This is a genomic window from Aquabacterium sp. A3, from assembly GCF_038069945.1.
Classification (GTDB): Bacteria; Pseudomonadota; Gammaproteobacteria; order Burkholderiales; family Burkholderiaceae_C; genus Aquabacterium.
Map to the genome: position 1 here is coordinate 1,808,974 of NZ_JBBPEV010000001.1, position 16,629 is coordinate 1,825,602.

The 16,629-nt window shown below is 66.4% G+C and carries 16 protein-coding genes; 6 read left to right on the forward strand and 10 right to left on the reverse strand.

Features of this window, described 5'->3' with window-relative positions; genetic code table 11:
• Positions 1-3 precede the first annotated feature (3 nt).
• The 4 genes from WNB94_RS07965 to WNB94_RS07980 are packed head-to-tail and all read right to left on the reverse strand — an operon-like array spanning position 4 to position 4,119.
• Positions 4-1,275: a class I SAM-dependent methyltransferase gene (locus WNB94_RS07965; RefSeq protein WP_341389534.1), complete on the reverse strand. Its 1,272-nt coding sequence runs from the start codon at positions 1,273-1,275 to the stop codon at positions 4-6.
• On the reverse strand, positions 1,272-2,069 hold the full coding sequence (locus WNB94_RS07970; protein ID WP_341389535.1) for a DUF1365 domain-containing protein: 798 nt from the start codon (positions 2,067-2,069) through the stop codon (positions 1,272-1,274). The genes WNB94_RS07965 and WNB94_RS07970 overlap by 4 nt, the downstream gene beginning before the upstream one ends.
• Entirely contained in the window at positions 2,066-3,418 is a 1,353-nt protein-coding gene (locus WNB94_RS07975; protein WP_341389536.1) for an NAD(P)/FAD-dependent oxidoreductase, read from the reverse strand. Before WNB94_RS07975 ends, WNB94_RS07970 begins: the two co-directional genes overlap by 4 nt.
• 50 nt (positions 3,419-3,468) lie before the next feature.
• Positions 3,469-4,119 carry a glutathione peroxidase gene (locus tag WNB94_RS07980; protein ID WP_341389538.1) on the reverse strand — a complete coding sequence of 217 codons (651 nt, stop codon included), beginning with the start codon at positions 4,117-4,119 and terminating at the stop codon, positions 3,469-3,471.
• A 99-nt stretch (positions 4,120-4,218) separates the two neighbouring features.
• Here WNB94_RS07980 and WNB94_RS07985 point away from each other — a divergent pair, with 99 nt between their 5' ends.
• The 4 genes from WNB94_RS07985 to WNB94_RS08000 all read left to right on the forward strand — a co-directional run bounded on the left by WNB94_RS07985 (position 4,219) and on the right by WNB94_RS08000 (position 8,029).
• Complete coding sequence (locus WNB94_RS07985) at positions 4,219-5,265, forward strand: MerR family transcriptional regulator (protein WP_341389539.1); 1,047 nt, start codon at positions 4,219-4,221, stop codon at positions 5,263-5,265.
• Positions 5,266-5,277: 12 nt separating this feature from the next.
• A complete protein-coding gene (locus tag WNB94_RS07990; protein ID WP_341389541.1) occupies positions 5,278-5,454 on the forward strand; it encodes a DUF2256 domain-containing protein in 177 nt (58 codons plus the stop codon).
• The gene (locus WNB94_RS07995; RefSeq protein ID WP_445819032.1) at positions 5,441-7,015 is read left to right on the forward strand and encodes a cryptochrome/photolyase family protein; all 1,575 of its coding nucleotides are present in this window, start codon (positions 5,441-5,443) and stop codon (positions 7,013-7,015) included. Before WNB94_RS07990 ends, WNB94_RS07995 begins: the two co-directional genes overlap by 14 nt.
• Before the next feature lie 120 nt (positions 7,016-7,135).
• Positions 7,136-8,029: a ferritin family protein gene (locus tag WNB94_RS08000; RefSeq protein WP_341389544.1), complete on the forward strand. Its 894-nt coding sequence runs from the start codon at positions 7,136-7,138 to the stop codon at positions 8,027-8,029.
• A 36-nt stretch (positions 8,030-8,065) separates the two neighbouring features.
• Here WNB94_RS08000 and WNB94_RS08005 read toward each other — a convergent pair whose 3' ends face one another.
• Genes WNB94_RS08005 through WNB94_RS08020 form a run of 4 tightly spaced genes read right to left on the reverse strand, consistent with a single transcriptional unit; the run spans position 8,066 to position 13,714 of the window.
• Complete coding sequence (locus WNB94_RS08005; RefSeq protein WP_341389545.1) at positions 8,066-9,115, reverse strand: CaiB/BaiF CoA transferase family protein; 1,050 nt, start codon at positions 9,113-9,115, stop codon at positions 8,066-8,068.
• Positions 9,116-9,117: 2 nt separating this feature from the next.
• Complete coding sequence (locus WNB94_RS08010; RefSeq protein WP_341389547.1) at positions 9,118-11,280, reverse strand: 3-hydroxyacyl-CoA dehydrogenase NAD-binding domain-containing protein; 2,163 nt, start codon at positions 11,278-11,280, stop codon at positions 9,118-9,120.
• 16 nt (positions 11,281-11,296) lie between these two features.
• The gene (locus tag WNB94_RS08015) at positions 11,297-12,502 is read right to left on the reverse strand and encodes an acetyl-CoA C-acetyltransferase (protein WP_341389548.1); all 1,206 of its coding nucleotides are present in this window, start codon (positions 12,500-12,502) and stop codon (positions 11,297-11,299) included.
• A gap of 51 nt (positions 12,503-12,553) precedes the next feature.
• Entirely contained in the window at positions 12,554-13,714 is a 1,161-nt protein-coding gene (locus WNB94_RS08020) for an acyl-CoA dehydrogenase family protein (protein ID WP_341389549.1), read from the reverse strand.
• Between the two features lie 264 nt (positions 13,715-13,978).
• On the opposite strand from WNB94_RS08020, the gene WNB94_RS08025 reads away from it, so the two are divergent.
• Positions 13,979-14,632, forward strand: coding sequence for a TetR/AcrR family transcriptional regulator (locus WNB94_RS08025; protein ID WP_341389551.1), 654 nt, complete (start codon positions 13,979-13,981; stop codon positions 14,630-14,632).
• Positions 14,633-14,650: 18 nt separating this feature from the next.
• Here WNB94_RS08025 and WNB94_RS08030 read toward each other — a convergent pair whose 3' ends face one another.
• Positions 14,651-14,791 carry a hypothetical protein gene (locus WNB94_RS08030; RefSeq protein WP_341389552.1) on the reverse strand — a complete coding sequence of 47 codons (141 nt, stop codon included), beginning with the start codon at positions 14,789-14,791 and terminating at the stop codon, positions 14,651-14,653.
• A 226-nt stretch (positions 14,792-15,017) separates the two neighbouring features.
• Between WNB94_RS08030 and WNB94_RS08035 the strand changes: the two genes are divergently transcribed.
• Positions 15,018-15,992 (forward strand): GGDEF domain-containing protein, encoded by a 975-nt coding sequence (locus tag WNB94_RS08035; RefSeq protein ID WP_341389554.1) that lies wholly within the window; start codon positions 15,018-15,020, stop codon positions 15,990-15,992.
• A gap of 11 nt (positions 15,993-16,003) precedes the next feature.
• Here WNB94_RS08035 and WNB94_RS08040 read toward each other — a convergent pair whose 3' ends face one another.
• Positions 16,004-16,504: a MerR family transcriptional regulator gene (locus WNB94_RS08040; protein ID WP_341389555.1), complete on the reverse strand. Its 501-nt coding sequence runs from the start codon at positions 16,502-16,504 to the stop codon at positions 16,004-16,006.
• Between the last annotated feature and the right edge of the window lie 125 nt (positions 16,505-16,629).

The following is a 16,629-nucleotide window of genomic DNA, read 5'->3' on the forward strand; positions in this document are numbered from 1 at the left end:
GGCTCAGCCAGGCTTGCGCAGGGTGTACTGCACGACGTTGGTGTTGCCCATGTCGAAGGCGGCTTCGCAGTAGGCCAGGTAGAACTCCCAGATGCGCTGGAAGCGCGCATCGAAGCCCAGGCCCTGCACCTCGCGCAGGTGGGCATGGAAGGCCGTGCGCCAGCGGCGCAAGGTTTCAGCGTAATCCGGGCCGAAGGCCATGGCGTCCACCACCTCCAGACCGGCGCGGGCCGCGTGCTGGCGGAACACCTGGTCGCTGGGCAGCATGCCCCCCGGGAAGATGTACTGCTGGATGAAGTCGGTGGAGCGGCTGTAGCGCTCGAACAGATCGTCGTGGATGGTGATGGTCTGGATGCAGGCGCGGGCCCCCGGCTTGAGGCACCGGGCCACGGTGTCGAAGTAGCCTGGCCAGTACGACTGCCCCACGGCCTCGAACATCTCGATGGACACCAACGCATCAAAGGGCTCGTCGCGGATGTCCCGGTAATCCTGCAGGCGCAGGTCGGCACGTTCGGCCAGGCCGGCGCGCGCCATGCGCTCGCGCGCCCAGGCCAGTTGCTCGTCCGACAAGGTCACGCCCGTCACGTGCGCGCCATGCTCGGCGGCGGCGATTTCAGCCAGCCCGCCCCAGCCACAACCGATCTCCAGCACGCGCGTGGGGGCCGCGCCCGCCGTGGGCTCCACCCCGGCGGCCGTCAGTGCACGCTTGACCTTGGCACGCTGGGCCTGCACCAGATCACCCTTGAGCTCACCCTCGAACCAGGCGCTGGAGTAGCTCATGGTCGGGTCCAGCCACAAGCGGTAGAAGTCGTTGCCCAGGTCATAGTGGGCCTGGATGTTCTTGCGGCTGTTGGTGCGTGAGTTGTGGTTGAGCAGGTGGCGGATGCGGTAGATCAGGCGGCCCCACCAGTGACCATAGATGGCCGATTCGATGTGCTCGCGGTTGGCGATGCACAGCTTGAGCAAGGCGGTCAGGTCGGGGGTGCTCCACTGCCCGTCGATGTAGCCCTCGGCAAAGCCGATGTCACCGGATTTCAGCACCCGGCTGCAAACGGCCCAGTCGTGCAGGATGAGTCCGGCGCGGGGCTCGGCATCACCGACGGCGCGGGCGTGCCCCATGCGGGCGGTGCTGCCATCGGGCAGTTGCAACTCCAGCGTGCCCACGCGCAGGCGCTGCAGCAGCCGCAAGACGGCGCGCGCCGCCGCAGGGGCATCACCCGGCAGGGTGAGGCGGTCGTGGTTGGCGGGGTTCAACGTGCTGGAAGAAGGCTTCATGGTGTCGGTCCTGTGGGGCGGGACAGAGGGTCGGTGACGAATTCCGTTGGGGCGGGTGGTTTGCTGAAGAAGGGCACACGCTTGAGCCACAGGCGCAGGGCCTGCCAATGGATGCGCGCGATGACACCCAGCGTCATCCAGGGCCAGCGCGTGATGGCCTGGCGCACGCTGGCACGGCTCCAGGGCTGCAAGGCGCCGCTGATGGACGTCAGCAGGATGGGGCCCGCGTCGTCGTGGTGGTCCACCCGGGCCACCAGCCGCTGGGCGGTGCGCATGAACCGAAAGCGGTAGTGCCCCTCGACCCGGCAAAAGGGCGACACGTGGAAGGCCTTGCTGGCACGCTGTTCATGCCCCCAGCGCAGCGATTCGCCGTGCAGCAGGTACAGGTGGCGCTCGCCGAAGGTGTTGTTGACCTCGGCCACCACGGCGTGCAGCTCACCGTCCGGGCGGTGCACATACCAAAAGCTCACGGGCTTGAACACATAACCCAGCACACGCGGGTAGGTTTGCAGCCAGACCTCGCCTTGGGCCAGATCGTCATGCCACACCCCATGGGCACGCAGCACGCCATCCAGCCAGGCCAGCGCGTCCGGACCACCATCACCGTGGTCGGCGTCGTGAAAGCTCAGCCAGCCCCAGCGATTGCGGTGCAGCAGCGGCGCGGGTTGGCGGGCCAGCGCCCGCATGGGCAACAGACAGAAGTAGTTGCCGTAGCGAAACGCATGTCGCGCCGGTTTGAGGCGCTGGTGGATCACCAGCCCGAAACCAATCTGGGGGACCGCTGCAGCGCTCATGCCACCGCCCGTTCCTGAACATGGCCCGCGCGGGCCAACAGGTCGTTGGCGGCGGCCAGGCCGGACTTGAGGCCGTCTTCGTGGAAGCCGTAGCCCGTCCAGGCCCCGGCAAACCACAGACCTCGGCGGCCCTGTATGTGGGGCAGGCGCCGCTGCGCTTCGATCGCGGCCATGTCGAACACCGGGTGGGCGTACTGGATGCGGCTGATGACCTGGTCAGCGCGGGGTTGACGCAGGGCATTGAGCGACACGATCACCGGCTGAGACCAGGGCAGAGGCTGCAGTTTGTTGAGCAGGTAATGCAGGCACACATGCTGGTCTTCATCGCCCGGTTGCGCTGCACGCTCGTAGTTCCATGCGGCCCAGGCCTCTCGCGTGCGGGGCAGCAGCGAGGCGTCTGTGTGCAGGATGGCCTCGTTGTCGTGGTACCGGATCGCACCCAGCACGGCCGCTTCGTCCGCATGAGCGCCCTCGCCCAGCATGCCCAAGGCCTGGTCGCTGTGGCAGGCCAGCACCGCCGCATCAAAGCGTTCGCTGCCCAGGCGGCTGTGCACCATCACCCCGGCTTCGCCCGACACCCCCAGGGGCACCACGCTGTGCACGGGGTTGTTGAGCCGCACATCGGGCAGGTCGCGCACGATCCGCCGCACGTACTCGCGCGAGCCGCCCCGCACCGTGTACCACTGCGGTCGGTTGCTCACCTGCAGCAGACCGTGGTTGTGGCAAAAGCGGATCAAGGTGGCGATGGGAAACGCCATCATCTGCCGAACAGGGCAGGACCAGATGCACGCCACCATCGGCAGCAGATAGCCCTGCTGGAAAGCCTCGCTGAAGCCCTGGCGCTGAAGGAACTGGCCGATGGGCTCGCGCAGTTCTGCCTCCTGGCCACGCTCGGCCAGCTCGGTGCTGAGTCGGTTGAACCTCAGGATGTCGGCCAGCATCCGCCAGAAGGCAGGCGACCACAGATTGCGCCGCTGAGCAAACACGGCACTGAGCGTCGAGCCGCACCACTCCAGGCCCGGCGGCAAGCCGCCCATGCCCGTGGTGTCGTCAGGCACCTGAACAGAAAAGGACATGTCGGAGGCGGCCGTGGGCACCTGCAGGTCGGCAAACAGCTTGATCAGGTGCGGGTAGGTGCGCTCGTTGAACACCAAAAACCCCGTGTCCACGCCATGCGTGATGGTGCGCCCGCCGGCGCCCGGCAGGGTCACGTCGACCGTGTTGGCGTGGCCGCCTGCGCGCCCATCCGCTTCGAACACCACCACCTCAGCGGCCGGCATGGCCTGGCGGAGTCGCCAGGCTGCCCCCAGCCCGCTGATGCCACTGCCCACCACCGCGATGCGTTTCATGGCTGTTCCTTGTTTAAATACCGGTTGGTATATATCGTAACTGATTGGTTTTATTTTGTCACGGCCTTGTCACGCCCGGCCGCTGAGGGCGTGCCCCCGGCGGCCAGTGCGCGCTCGATGGCGGCCACCAGGTCATCGTCGTCCGGCTGCACGCGGCTGCCATAGGCCGTCACCGTGCGGCCATCGCGGGCGACCAGGTATTTGTGGAAGTTCCAGCGTGGCGTGCTGTCACTGGCGGCCGCCAGACCTCGGTAGAAGGGGTGGGCCTGCTCGCCCTTGACGGTGGTCTTGGTGAACATCGGAAACTTCACTCCGAACTGGTTGTCGCAAAAATCGGCGATGTCCTGGTTGCTGCCCGGCTCCTGGCGGCCAAAGTCGTTGGACGGAAACCCCAGCACCACCAGGCCTCGCCCCTGGTAGCGCTGATGCAAGGCCTCCAGCCCCTCGTACTGGTCGGTGAAGCCGCAGCGGCTGGCGGTGTTGACCACCAACAGCACACGGCCCTGGTATTGACACAGCGACTGCGGCTTTTCGTCCTGCAAGCGGGGCACGGTGTGCTGCAGCAAGGCCGGACACGTGGCCTCGGCCGCCTGCGACGACGGGGCCCACAGCGCCACCACACCCCCCACTACGCCGCCAGCCAGCCATCGGATGCAGTCGCGCCGGGCGTTGTCGGTCATCTGAACGGTTTTTGTCGTCATGTCGGCCTCTTTTGTCTTGGTCAAATATCGCTCGTTGGCCTATATTAGAGCTGACACACCTCGAAGACAATCTTCTGTCCACGTCAAATCAGCGTCACCATGAACAATGCACTGCAGTTGTCAATCGCGGCCGTCGAGCGAGACACCGGGCTGAGCAAGGACACCCTGCGCATCTGGGAGAAGCGTTACGGCTTCCCGACGCCCCAGCGTGACGGTCAAGGCGAGCGCACCTACCCGGTGGATCAGGTGGAGCGCCTGAGGCTGATCAAGCGCCTGCTGGACGTGGGGCATCGCCCCGGGCGGGTCGTGTCGCTGCCCGCACAAGACCTCCTGGCCCTGGCCGAGCGCAGCGCGGACGCCCAAGGCCTGCTGCCCGGCCAGGTGCGCCGTCGTGGTCAAACCGCCGCCCCCGAGGCCAACGACGGCGACGGTGTGCTGGCCCGTTGGACGGGGTCGCCCGCCGGACACCCCACCCTGCCACCCGGCCCCCACATCGACTGGGTGCACACCTGCCTGCTGGCGGTGGACCAGCACGACCTGATCGCCGTGCGGCGGGCCCTGCGACGCGCCCTGGCGCAGGAAGGCATCGCACGCTTCATCACCAGCGTGGTCAACCCGCTGATGGTGGCCATGGGCGATGGCTGGTTGCGTGGCCGCTTTCAGGTGCAGCAAGAACACGCCGTCAGCCAGGCGGTGCAGCAGGCGCTGTGCGCCGCCCTGCATCAACTGCCGCTGCCCCAGGCCGACGATGCGCCGCGCGTGGTGCTCAGCACCCTGCCCGGAGAGGCCCATGGCCTGGGCCTGCTGGCGGCCGAAGCCTGGCTGACCCTGTTGGGCGCCCACCCCATCAACCTCGGGCCGCAGACCCCCTTGTGGGATCTGGTGCAAAGCGCCGAAGCGCTCCAGGCCGACGTGCTGGCCGTCAGTTTCACCGCCGCCGCGCCGGCACCCCTGGTGCAAGACACCCTGACCGAATTGCGGTCCAAACTGCCCCGCCATGTGGCCCTGTGGGCGGGTGGCCAGCACCCGCTGCTGCACCGCCGCCCGCCGGCCGACATCACCGTGCTGGGACAGATCAGCGACCTCAGCACCACCGTGCAATCCTGGCGACAGGCCCACCCGCGCCGCGTGCCGTCTGCCGCTTGAGGCGCTGCCGCCATGCCCTCTTCCAGCGCCACGCCGAAGCCCAAAGGCTTCAAAGCCCACCTGCCCACCAAGCCCTGCGCCCACTGCCAGCGACTGATGAGCTGGCGTAAAAAATGGGCGCGCACCTGGGATGAGGTGCGTTATTGCTCGGACCGCTGTCGCCAGGAGGCCCGTCGTGCGCCCGCGTGAACTCATCCTGATCCTGGGCGACCAACTCGGCCCTGATCACCCAGCCCTGGCCGAAGCCGACCCGGCACAAGACGCACTGCTGTTCATCGAGGCGCCTGGCGAGGCCACCCACGTGTGGAGCCACCAGGCCCGCATCGCCGTGTTCATTGCGGCCATGCGGCACCGCGTGGCCGAACTGCGCGCCGAGGGCTGGACCGTGCAGCACCTGCGGCTGGACGACGACACCCTGGCGCACCTGCCCACCCTGCCCGAGCGGCTGGCACACGCCCTGGACACCCTGCGCCCGGGCCGCTTGCGCGTGGTCGAGCCCGGCGAGTGGCGCCTGCTGCGCGCCATTGAAGACACCGCCGTGCGCCGGGGCACACCCTTGAGCTGGATGGAGGACACGCACTTCCTGTGCAGCCGGCGGGGGTTTGCCCAATGGGCTGCGCGCAAGAAGGAACTGCGCATGGAGTGGTTCTACCGCTGGATGCGGCAAGAACACCGGGTGCTGATGGACCCCGAAGGCCAGCCCGTGGGCGGGCAATGGAACTACGACGAGGACAACCGCCAGCCCTACCCCAAGACCGGACCAGGCCCGATTCCCGCCCCGGCCCGCTTCGAACCCGACGCACTCACCCAGGAGGTGCTGAACCTGGTGCGCCATCGGTTTGCCGGGCATCCCGGCCAGCTCGACGGGTTCATCTGGCCTGTCACGCGCAGCCAGGCCCTGGTGGCGCTGGACACATTCATCCGCACCCGCCTGGCCGGGTTCGGCCCGCACCAGGACGCCATGTGGGACGACACACCCTTCGGCTGGCATTCGCTGTTGTCGGTGGCACTGAACCTGCACCTGCTGCACCCGCGCGAAGTCATCGAGGCGGCCGAAGCGGCCTGGCGTGAGGGGCGCGCGCCCCTGGCCAGCGTGGAAGGCTTCATCCGCCAGGTGCTGGGCTGGCGAGAGTTCATCCGCGGGGTGTACTGGCTGGACATGCCCGACCTGGCCGACGCCAACCACCTGCAGGCCACACAGCCCCTGCCCGAGTTTTTCTGGACGGGCGACACCGACATGGCCTGCCTGCGCGACGTGCTGCAGCAAACCCTGCGCCATGGCTACGCCCACCACATCCAGCGCCTGATGGTGCTGGGCCTGTACGGACTGCTGGCGGGGGTGAAGCCCCAGGCCATGGCCGACTGGTTTCTGGCCATCTACGTGGACGCCGTGGAATGGGTGGAGCTGCCCAACGTGGCCGGCATGGCCCTGTACGCCAACGGCGGTCGCTTCACCAGCAAGCCCTACGCGGCCTCGGGCGCCTACATCCAGCGCATGAGCAACCACTGCAAAGGCTGCCGCTACGACCCCAAGCAGCGCACGGGCGACAACGCCTGCCCTTACACCACCCTGTACTGGGCGTTTCTGGACCGCCACGAAGCCGAGCTGGCCGCCAGTCCGCGCACGGCCCTGATGGTCAAGAACCTGCAACGGCTGAGCGCCGACGAGCGGCAGGCCATCCAGGCCCACGCCACCCAAGTTACTCAAGGGTCACTGCCACGCCCTTGTCATCCAGACCCGATAACCTGACGTACCAGGGGGATGTTTGTCCCTGGCTGGCATCGCTGGCCTGGGTCGATATCATGATCCCATCGGCTCATGGGCACCTCAAGCGCCCGTGGGCAACCAACGTCCTTGACGGAGTCTTGCATGCTCTATCCCGAACTGTTCAAACAACTCGAGTCCGTGCGCTGGAACATGGAAACCGACATCCCCTGGGACCGGTTCGATGCCAGCCAGCTGTCTGAAGAGCAGGCACAAACCATCAAGATGAACGCCATCACCGAGTGGGCCGCCTTGCCGGCCACCGAAATGTTCCTGCGTGACAACCGGGGTGACAGCGACTTCTGCGCCTTCATGAGCGTGTGGTTCTTTGAAGAACAGAAGCACTCGCTGGTGATGATGGAGTACCTGCGCCGCTTCCGCCCCGACCTCGTGCCCACCGAGGCCGAGCTCCATGAGGTGCGGTTTGAGTTCGATCCCGCACCACCACTGGAAACCCTGATGCTGCATTTTTGCGGCGAGATCCGGCTGCACCACTGGTACCGCCGTGCCGCCGACTGGCACACCGAGCCCGTCATCAAGGCCATCTACGACACCCTGGCCCGCGACGAAGCCCGCCACGGCGGCGCTTACCTGCGCTACATGAAGCGGGCCCTGAACCAGTTCGGCGATGAGGCCCGCGCCGCCTTTGCCAAGGTGGGCGTGCTGATGGCCAGCGCGCGGCGCACGGCCCAGGCCCTGCACCCCACCAACCTGCATGTGAACGAAAAGCTCTTTCCGCGCGACACCATCCAGTCGCGCCTGCCCAACCCGGAATGGCTGGAGCATTGGCTGGACAAGCAGATCCAGTTCGACACCGTGTGGGAAAACAAGGTGGTTGAGCGCATCCTGGCCAACATGAGCTCGCTGATGGAGCGCAGTTTCGGCTCGGTGCAAGAGCTCAATCGCTTTCGCAAAGAGATGACCCGCGCGATGGAGCAGCGGGTGGAAGAAAAAATGCAGGCATTGGCCCCCGAAAGGACCAAGCCTGCATCCGTCTGACCCCCCGATCAGACAAAACCATTCGGCAGTGCGCCGTCAGACGGGCGTCCAGGGCTGAACCGCCTGGCCGCCCGCAAACAGCGGGTGGGCCTGGGCCTCGTCCAGCGTCAGCACCGGCGTCACGCAGGCATCGGCCGCGTCGAACTTGTGCGCCCAATAGGCCAGGGGCTGGCTGGCCACCAGGGCAGCCACCTCGGCCTTGAGCGCCGCCGCATCCGGCGAGCCCGGGAAGGCGCCGCGCTGCCAGTGGCGGTTCACCCAATCCGGCCGCTCGAACACCTCGCAGGCCACCTTCCAGAACTTGTGCTCCAGCGCCCCCACGGCCAGGTGGCGGCCATCGGCCGTGGCGTACAGGTTGTAGCAAGGCAGGCCGCCGTTGAGCAGGTCTTCGCCTGCCTGCGGACGCCGCCCCAGGATGGGCGCCAGCAGCGCCGCCGTGGCCTTGGGCATCACCAGGTGGGCATGCAGGCCATGGGTCATGCTCACGTCCACATGACGCCCCCGCCCGGTGCGACGCGCCTCGATGACGGCGGCCAGCACGGCGATGGTGGCCATGGCGCTGCCTGCGGCCAGGTCACCCCACTGCACGTTGGACAAGGCCAGCTCGCCCGTGGGCGCACGCATCTGGTCCAGCACGCCCGACATGGCCAGGAAGTTCAGGTCATGTCCGGCCTTGCCGGCCCAGGGCCCCGTCTGACCGAAGCCGGTGATGGAGACCATCACCAGTTTCGGGTTCAGCGTATGCAGGCGCTCGGCATCCAGCCCCATGCCTTGCAGCACCCCAGGGCGGAAGCTGTCGACCATCACATCGGCCGCCGCCAGCCAGTCGCGCAGCTGTGCCAGATCGGCCTGGCTGCGGAAGTCGACCGTGCGGCAGGGCTTGCCATGGTTGAGCGCCTCGAACAAGGCCGTCAGGGGCCGCGCCGGGTCGCCCTCGGGCGGCTCGACCTTGATCACCTCGGCGCCCAGGTCGGCCAGCATGCGCGTGCTGAACGGCCCCGGCAGGTTGCGCGACAGGTCGATGACCCGCAGGCCATCGAGCAGGCCGCTCAGCGGGCCGGCCGTGGTGGCGTGGGCAGCGCTCACGCTCACACCACGTCCTCGAACCGACCGCCTTCTTGCGCCATCTTCACGATGACGGCTGCGGGCTCGAAGCGCGGGCCATAGGCCTTGGCCAGCTCACGCGCGCGCTCGACGAACTTCTTGGCACCGACGGCGTTGATGAACTGCAGCGCGCCGCCCTGGTTGGGTGCGAAGCCCCAGCCGAAGATCGAGCCGATGTTGGTGTCGGCCACCGAGCGCACCACACCCTCTTCATAGCAGCGGGCGGCTTCGTTGGCCTGCACGTACAGCAGGCGGTCGACCAGCTCTTGCTGCGAGGGCTGCTGGGCCACCGGCGGGTACAGCTTGGTCAGCTCAGGCCACAGCGACTTCTCTTTGCCGTTGTAGTCGTAGAAGCCCTTGCCGGCCTTCTTGCCGATGCGGCCTTGCGTGGCCCCGATGTTCTGCAACACGGCCTGGCCGGGGTGGTGGGGCAGGTCCTTGCCTTCGGCCAGCAAGTCCTTCTTGGTCTGCTCGGCGATGTGCAGGGCCAGGCTCAGCGAGACCTCGTCTTGCAGGGCCAGCGGCGGCATGGGCATGCCGGCCTTCAGGCCCGCCACCTCGACAGAACGCGGGTGCACGCCTTCGCCCAGCATGGCCAGGCCTTCCATCACGTAGGTGCCGAACACGCGCGAGGTGTAGAAGCCCCGGGCGTCGTTGACCACGATCGGTGTCTTGCCGATCTGCAGCACGTAGTCGAAGCCGCGCGCCAGCGTCTCGTCCGACGTCTTCTCGCCCACGATGATCTCGACCAGCGGCATCTTGTCCACCGGCGAGAAGAAGTGCAGGCCGATGAAGTTGGCCGGGCGGCTCGACGCCGTGGCCAGGCCGGTGATGGGCAGCGTCGAGGTGTTCGAGGCGTACACGGCATCCAACGCGATGACGGCTTCCGACTTCTTCGTGCACACGGCCTTGATGTCGCGGTCTTCGAACACCGCTTCGATCACCAGGTCGCAGCCTTGCAGGTCTTCATACGAGGTGGTGGGCTGGATGCGGGCCAGCAGCGCGTCGCGCTTCTCGGCGGTGCTGCGACCGCGCGAGATGGCCTTGTCCAGCAGGCCTTGCGAGTAGGCCTTGCCCTTCTCGGCGTTCTCGATCGTGGTGTCGAGCAGCACCACGTCGATGCCGACCTTGGCCGACACGTAGGCGATGCCCGCGCCCATCATGCCGGCGCCCAGGATGCCGACCTTCTTGACCTTCGATTCAGCGAAGCCCTTGGGACGCGACTGGCCCTTCTTGATGGCGTTGAGCTGGTGCCACAGCGTGCCGATCATGTTCTTGCTGGTCTGCGAGACCACGCACGCGGCGAAGTAGCGCGACTCGACCTGCGAGCCGGCGTCGAAGTCCAGCAGGCAGCCCTCGAACAGGCAGCTCATGATGTGGGTCAGCGCGGGGTAGTTGCCGTGCGCCTTGGCATTCGCCATGGACGGGGCAATGGCGAGCACCTGCACCACGGCCGGGCTCTTGCTGTCGCCACCGGGGATGCGGAAGCCCTTGTTGTCCCAGGGCTGCGAGGCCTTGGGGTTGGCCTTGCACCAGGCCTTGGCCTTGGCCAGCATGTCTTCGCGGCTGGTGGCCAGCTCGGTCACCAGGCCCATGTCCTTGGCCTTGGCTGCGGTCAGTTCCTTGCCTTGGGTGATGAGCTCGAAGCTCTTCTGGATGCCGATCATGCGCGGCACACGTTGGGTGCCGCCGCCGCCGGGCAGCAGGCCCAGCTTGACCTCGGGCAGGCCGAACTTGGCCTTGGGGTCGTCGATGGCGATGCGGGCGTGGCAGGCCAGGGCCAGCTCCAGACCGCCGCCCAGCGCCGTGCCGTTGAGCGCGGCCACCACGGGCTTGCCGCACTTTTCCATGCGGCGCAGCATGCCCTTCAAGTCTTCACACAGCTTGTAGGCCTCTTCGGCCGAGGTGATCTGCGTGAGCTGGTCGATGTCGGCGCCGACGATGAAGGTCGACTTGGCCGAGGTGATGACCAGACCCTTGAGGTTGGCATCGGTTTCCAGCTGGTTGACCAGCGCGGCGAACGGCTCGACCAGGGTTGGGTTGAGCACGTTCATCGCGCGGCCCGGCATGTCGATGGTGACCAGGCCGATGCCGTCGGCATCGATGTCAAATCCAAAGGCTTCGTTTCTGGCTTGAGATTGAGTCATGACTGTGCCTCCCGGATCAGACGCGTTCGATGATGGTGGCGATGCCCATGCCGGCACCGATGCACAGGGTGGCGAGCGCCGTGGACTTGCCCGAACGCTCGAGCTCATCGAGGGCGGTGCCCAGGATGATGGCGCCGGTGGCACCCAGCGGGTGGCCCATGGCGATGGAGCCGCCGTTGACGTTGACGCGGTCCATCGACACGCCCAGGTCTCGGGCGGTCTTCATCGGCACGGTGGCAAACGCCTCGTTGATTTCCCACAGGTCGATGTCGCCCGGGGTCATGCCCAGCTTGCTCAGCGCCTTCTTGCAGGCCGGGGTGGGGCCAGTCAGCATGATGGTGGGCTCAGAGCCGCACTCGGCCGTCATCAGCACGCGGGCGCGGGGCTTGAGGCCAGCCTTCTGGCCGGCTTCCTTGCTGCCCAGCAGCACCAGGGCGGCGCCGTCGACGATACCCGAGGAGTTGCCGGCGTGGTGGGCGTGGATGACCTTCTCGATGGTCGTGTACTTGTCCAGCGCGGTGGCGTCAAAGCCCATGGTGCCCATCATCTCGAACGAGGGCATCAGCTTGGACAGCGACTCGACCGAGGTGCCAGGGCGGATGGTCTCGTCCTTGGCCAGCATCAGCATGCCGTTGATGTCCTTGACGGGGATGACCGATTGGTCGAAGCGGCCTTCGGCCTGCGCGGCGGCGGCGCGGCGGTGCGACTCGGCGGCATAAGCGTCAAGGTCGGCGCGCGAGAAGCCTTCCAGCGTGGCGATCAGGTCGGCGCTGATGCCCTGGGGCACGAAGGCGGTGCCGCTGTTGATGCGCGGATCCATCACCCAGGCGCCACCGTCGCTGCCCATGGGCCAGCGGCTCATGCTCTCGACACCACCGGCCACGACCATGTCGCCCAGGCCGGCGCGGATCTTGGCGGCCGCCATGTTGATGGCTTCCAGGCCCGAGGCGCAGAAGCGCGACAGCGTCACGCCCGCCACCGACTCGGCCCAACCCGAATCGAGCACGGCGGTGCGGGCGATGTCGGCGCCCTGCTCGCCCACCGGGGTCACGCAGCCCAGGATGACGTCGTCGACCAGCGAGGTGTCGAGGTTGTGGCGCTGTTGCAGGCCCTGCAGCAGGGTGCGCAGCAGCCACACGGGTGTGGCCTGGTGCAGGCTGCCGTCTTTCTTGCCCTTGCCGCGCGGGGTGCGCACAGCGTCGAAAATGTAGGCTTCGATCATGTGAAGCTCCTTGTGTGTGAGGGGTGTTGGTGTGAAGGGGGCGTCAGCGCATCACAGGAAGCGCGAGGCCAGTTCCTTCATGATCTCGTTGGTGCCGCCGTAGATGCGCTGCACGCGCGAGTCGGCCCACAGGCGGGCGATCGGGTACTCCTTCATGTAGCCGTAGCCACCGAAGAGCTGCAGGCATTCGTCGATCAGCTTGCACTGGTTGTCGGTGATCCAGTACTTGATCAGCGCAGCGCGGTCCACGCCCAGCTCGCCCTTGAGGTGCGAGACCATGGCGGCATCGACCAGGGCGCGCGAGGCCAGCAGCAGGGCCTGGCACTCGGCCAGCTTGAAGCGCGTGTTCTGGAAGCTGAAGATGGGCTTGCCGAAGGCCTTGCGCTCCTTCGTGTACTCCAGCGTCACCTTCATGGCGTATTCCATGGCGGCGATGCCAGCCAGGGCCACGAGCAGGCGCTCTTGGGGCAGCTCCTGCATCAGTTGGAAGAAGCCCATGCCTTCTTGTTCGCCGATCAGGTTGTGCTTGCTCACCACCACGTCGTCGAAGAACAGCTCGGAGGTGTCTTGCGCCTCCATGCCGATCTTGTCGAGGTTGCGGCCGCGGCGGAAGCCGGGGGCCTCGTCGGTCTCGACCACGAACAGCGAGATGCCCTGGGCGCCCTGGTCCTTGTCGGTCTTGCAGACCACGATGATCAGGTTGGCCAGCTGGCCATTGGTGATGAAGGTCTTGCTGCCGTTGATGGTGTAGGTTTCACCATCGGCCGACTTCTGGGCCAGCGTGCGCACGCCTTGCAGGTCACTGCCCGTGCCGGGCTCGGTCATCGCGATGGCGCTGATGAACTCGCCGGTGGCCAGCTTGGGCAGCCAGCGCTTTTTCTGCTCTTCGGTACCGTAATGCAGGATGTACGGGGCGACGATGCCCGAGTGGAGCGAGCCACCAAAGCCGCCGATGCCGGCTTCGCCCTGGGCCAGCACCAGGGCTGCTTCATGACCAAAATCGCCGCCGCCACCGCCGTACTCTTCAGGCATCGAGGCGCACAGGAAGCCGTTGGCGCCCGCGTCTTCCCAGGCCTGGCGGTCCATCATGCCCTGGGCGCGCCAGCCTTCGTCTTTGGGTGCCCACTGCTCGATCATGAAGCGCTTGGCAGAGTCGAACACCATCTGGTGTTCTTCGGTCATCCAGGTGGGGGTGAAGCAGGCGATGGCCATGAAGTCTCCTCGGGTCGGTGAAGGGTTGAACACGCCCTCATGTCACCGCCGGTAATTTGAATTACCTTCACGCAGTCTCATGGTTAACCCGCAGCAATCCGGTGCGACACCCGCGTGTCGTGCCCTGATCCCGTGGTCATGGGTCGTGCCTCAGGCCACGATATTGACGTTAACGTCAATGAAGAGCAAGTGAAAGTGCCGCACTTTCACCAAGATATGATCATTTGGTAATAATGCTTACCCATTCGGATCGACGCCGTTCCCATGCAAGCCAGTGAGCCCCGCCCCAACCTGCCCGAAACCCCCGACGAGCGCCGTGCCGCGCTGAGCACCATGCGCGCCGACACGCTGCAGCGCATCGAAAAGGCGGTGCTGCTCTTGTTTTCCGAACGGGATTTTCACGAAGTGAGTCTGGCCGAGGTGGCCAAGGCGGCCAACGTGTCGCTGCAGACCATCTACAAGTACTTTGGCAGCAAGGAGGTGCTGGTCTACGCCATGCTGGACGTGATGCTGGGCCGCCTGGCCGAACGCATGCTGGACCACCTTCAAGGCATCGACGATGCCCGCGAACGCCTGCGCAAGACCTTCTGGGTGACGCTGGACTACATGGACCGCCACCCGGCGGTCATGCTGCTGCTGTTCACGGCCGTGCCGGTGTCCAGGCACCGCAACATCCGCATCTACGAGAGCCCGGAGCTGATCAACGCCTTCCTGGGCGTCTTTCAGGATGGTCAGGCCCGTGGGGTTCTCAACCGGCGCGTGTCCAGCAAAGTGCTGCTGGACGTGTTCATGGGCATCGTGGGTCGGGTCACCCTGATGCACATCGTGCGCCGAGAGAAACGATCGCTGGTCGAGCAGTTCGACGAGCTGTTCGACATCCTGTGGCGCGCGATGTCTTGCGACACGCCCGTCACCTGATGCCACCCGAACAACCTCTCAGATCACGCCGTCCACAAAGCAGGTGGCTTCTGCGGCTTCGTCCATGCCTTGCTGCCAGCCCATCATGCGGCACCAGCCACCGGCATGGGGGCACACGTCAAACAGGTCTTCGGTTTGGGTCCATTGCGACACGTTCATGATGAAACTCCTTTGGTGAACAACGCCGGAATTGGCACCTCCATGGTGGCAGCGTGAGCGCAGCGCGCCCCCCTCGCAATCCCGAAGGTCCCCTGCAGATGCGGGAGCGGGTCAATCCCGGCTTCGGAAACCCTCACCAACTGCCGATAAACAGCACAGGTGAGGCGTTCATCACGAACGCCTCGACACATCACCACGCTGACCCTTGCAGTTTTCACCAGACGACATGAGCGCCTCCCCTTTCATCGACGACGACCACGAGCAGGTTCGGCTGCAGGCCGTGCAGCAATTGCTGGCCATGGCCCCCGAGGCCTGGCCCGAGTTGCATGCACTGACTCGCGCCACGGCCCAGGCTCTGCACACCCCCATGGCCGCCCTGTGCCTGGTGAACGATCAACAGGTGCGCCCGCTGACCAGGGTGGGCGCGGTGCCCGAGGCGTGGCCCCGGGCCGGCTCGGTGGGTGAGGCGGTGGTGGCCCAGGCCAGTGCCACCCAATCGCCAGAGACCCAGAGAGGCTGGCCGGTGCACGCGGCCGTGCCCATCATGGACGAGCGTGGCCTGGTGCTGGGCTGCCTGTCGGCCATGAACGACCATCCCCACCCGCTGCCCGACCACTGGGCGCAAACCCTGCAGGACCTGGCCACCCTGGCCAGCGCCTGTCTGGGCAACCGCCAGCGCGCCCGCATCATCGATGAGCTGGCCCTGACCGACCCCCTGACGGGCTTGGGCAATCGCACCCTGTTCACCATGGCCCTGGAGGGCGAACTCGCCCACGCCATGCGCACCGGCGAGGCCTTCAGCATCGTGCTGATCGACCTGGATGGCTACAAGGAGATCCATGATGGCTTTGGCCACCTGGCGGGTGAGGCGGTGTTGCGCGAGGTGGGGCGGCGCCTGGGTCAGCAGGTGCGCGCTGGCGACGCCCTGGCCCGCTTCGATGGCGACGAGTTCGGCATCGTGATGCGCCACGGTGGTCCGGACGCGGCCGAACTGCTGTGCCAGCGCGTGCGGCGCGCGGTCAGCGTGCCCATCCGGCTGGAGACGGGCGACGAGGTGGGCGTGGGCGCCTCGATCGGCGTGTCAGCCTACGACGACCGGGTGCTGTCGTCGCAGCAGATGATCCAACGTGCCCACCAGGCGCTGTACGACAGCAAACACCGCAACGAGCAGCGCTGGAAGCGCTTCATCGGCGTGCGCTGACCCCTGAGCGATCACTTGTCCTTGCCCTGCTTGCTGGCCAACACCGCACGGCTGTGCTCATTGATGGCCCGCAACTCGGCCAGGGTGGCGTCGATCTGGGCGCGTTTGGCTTCCAGGTCGGCGATGGCCTCGTCCGTTTTGGACACCACGAACGCCAGCTGCTGGATGCGTCCTTCGCCGTGCCGGCCGTACATGTCCAGGTAATGCTTGATCTCGGCCAGGGGCATGCCCAGCGACTTGGCCCGCAGAATGCGGTACAGACGGGCCCGGTCGTCGCGGCTGTACACCCGGGTGCCATTGATGCGCCGGGGCGCCAGCAAGCCCTTGGTTTCGTAGAAGCGCAATGCGCGCGGAGACACCTGATAGCGATCGCACACTTCTGCAATGCCCATCAAGGCATCGGTCTCGTGGGCATCTTCAATGGGCCAAACCATCGCGGCGGCCACACCGGCATGGTCACCCGCCCCCGCCGACACGTCGGCGGACTGAACCGCTTTTGTTTTGACCTTCACCTGGCGAACCACCGTGTCACTCCCTGGACGTGCAACCCCCTTGGTTGACTCAGCGTTGAATTATGGCCGACGAATGACGTGCGACATTGGTGGTTCACCCTAGACGCAATCAGTTGACGTTAACG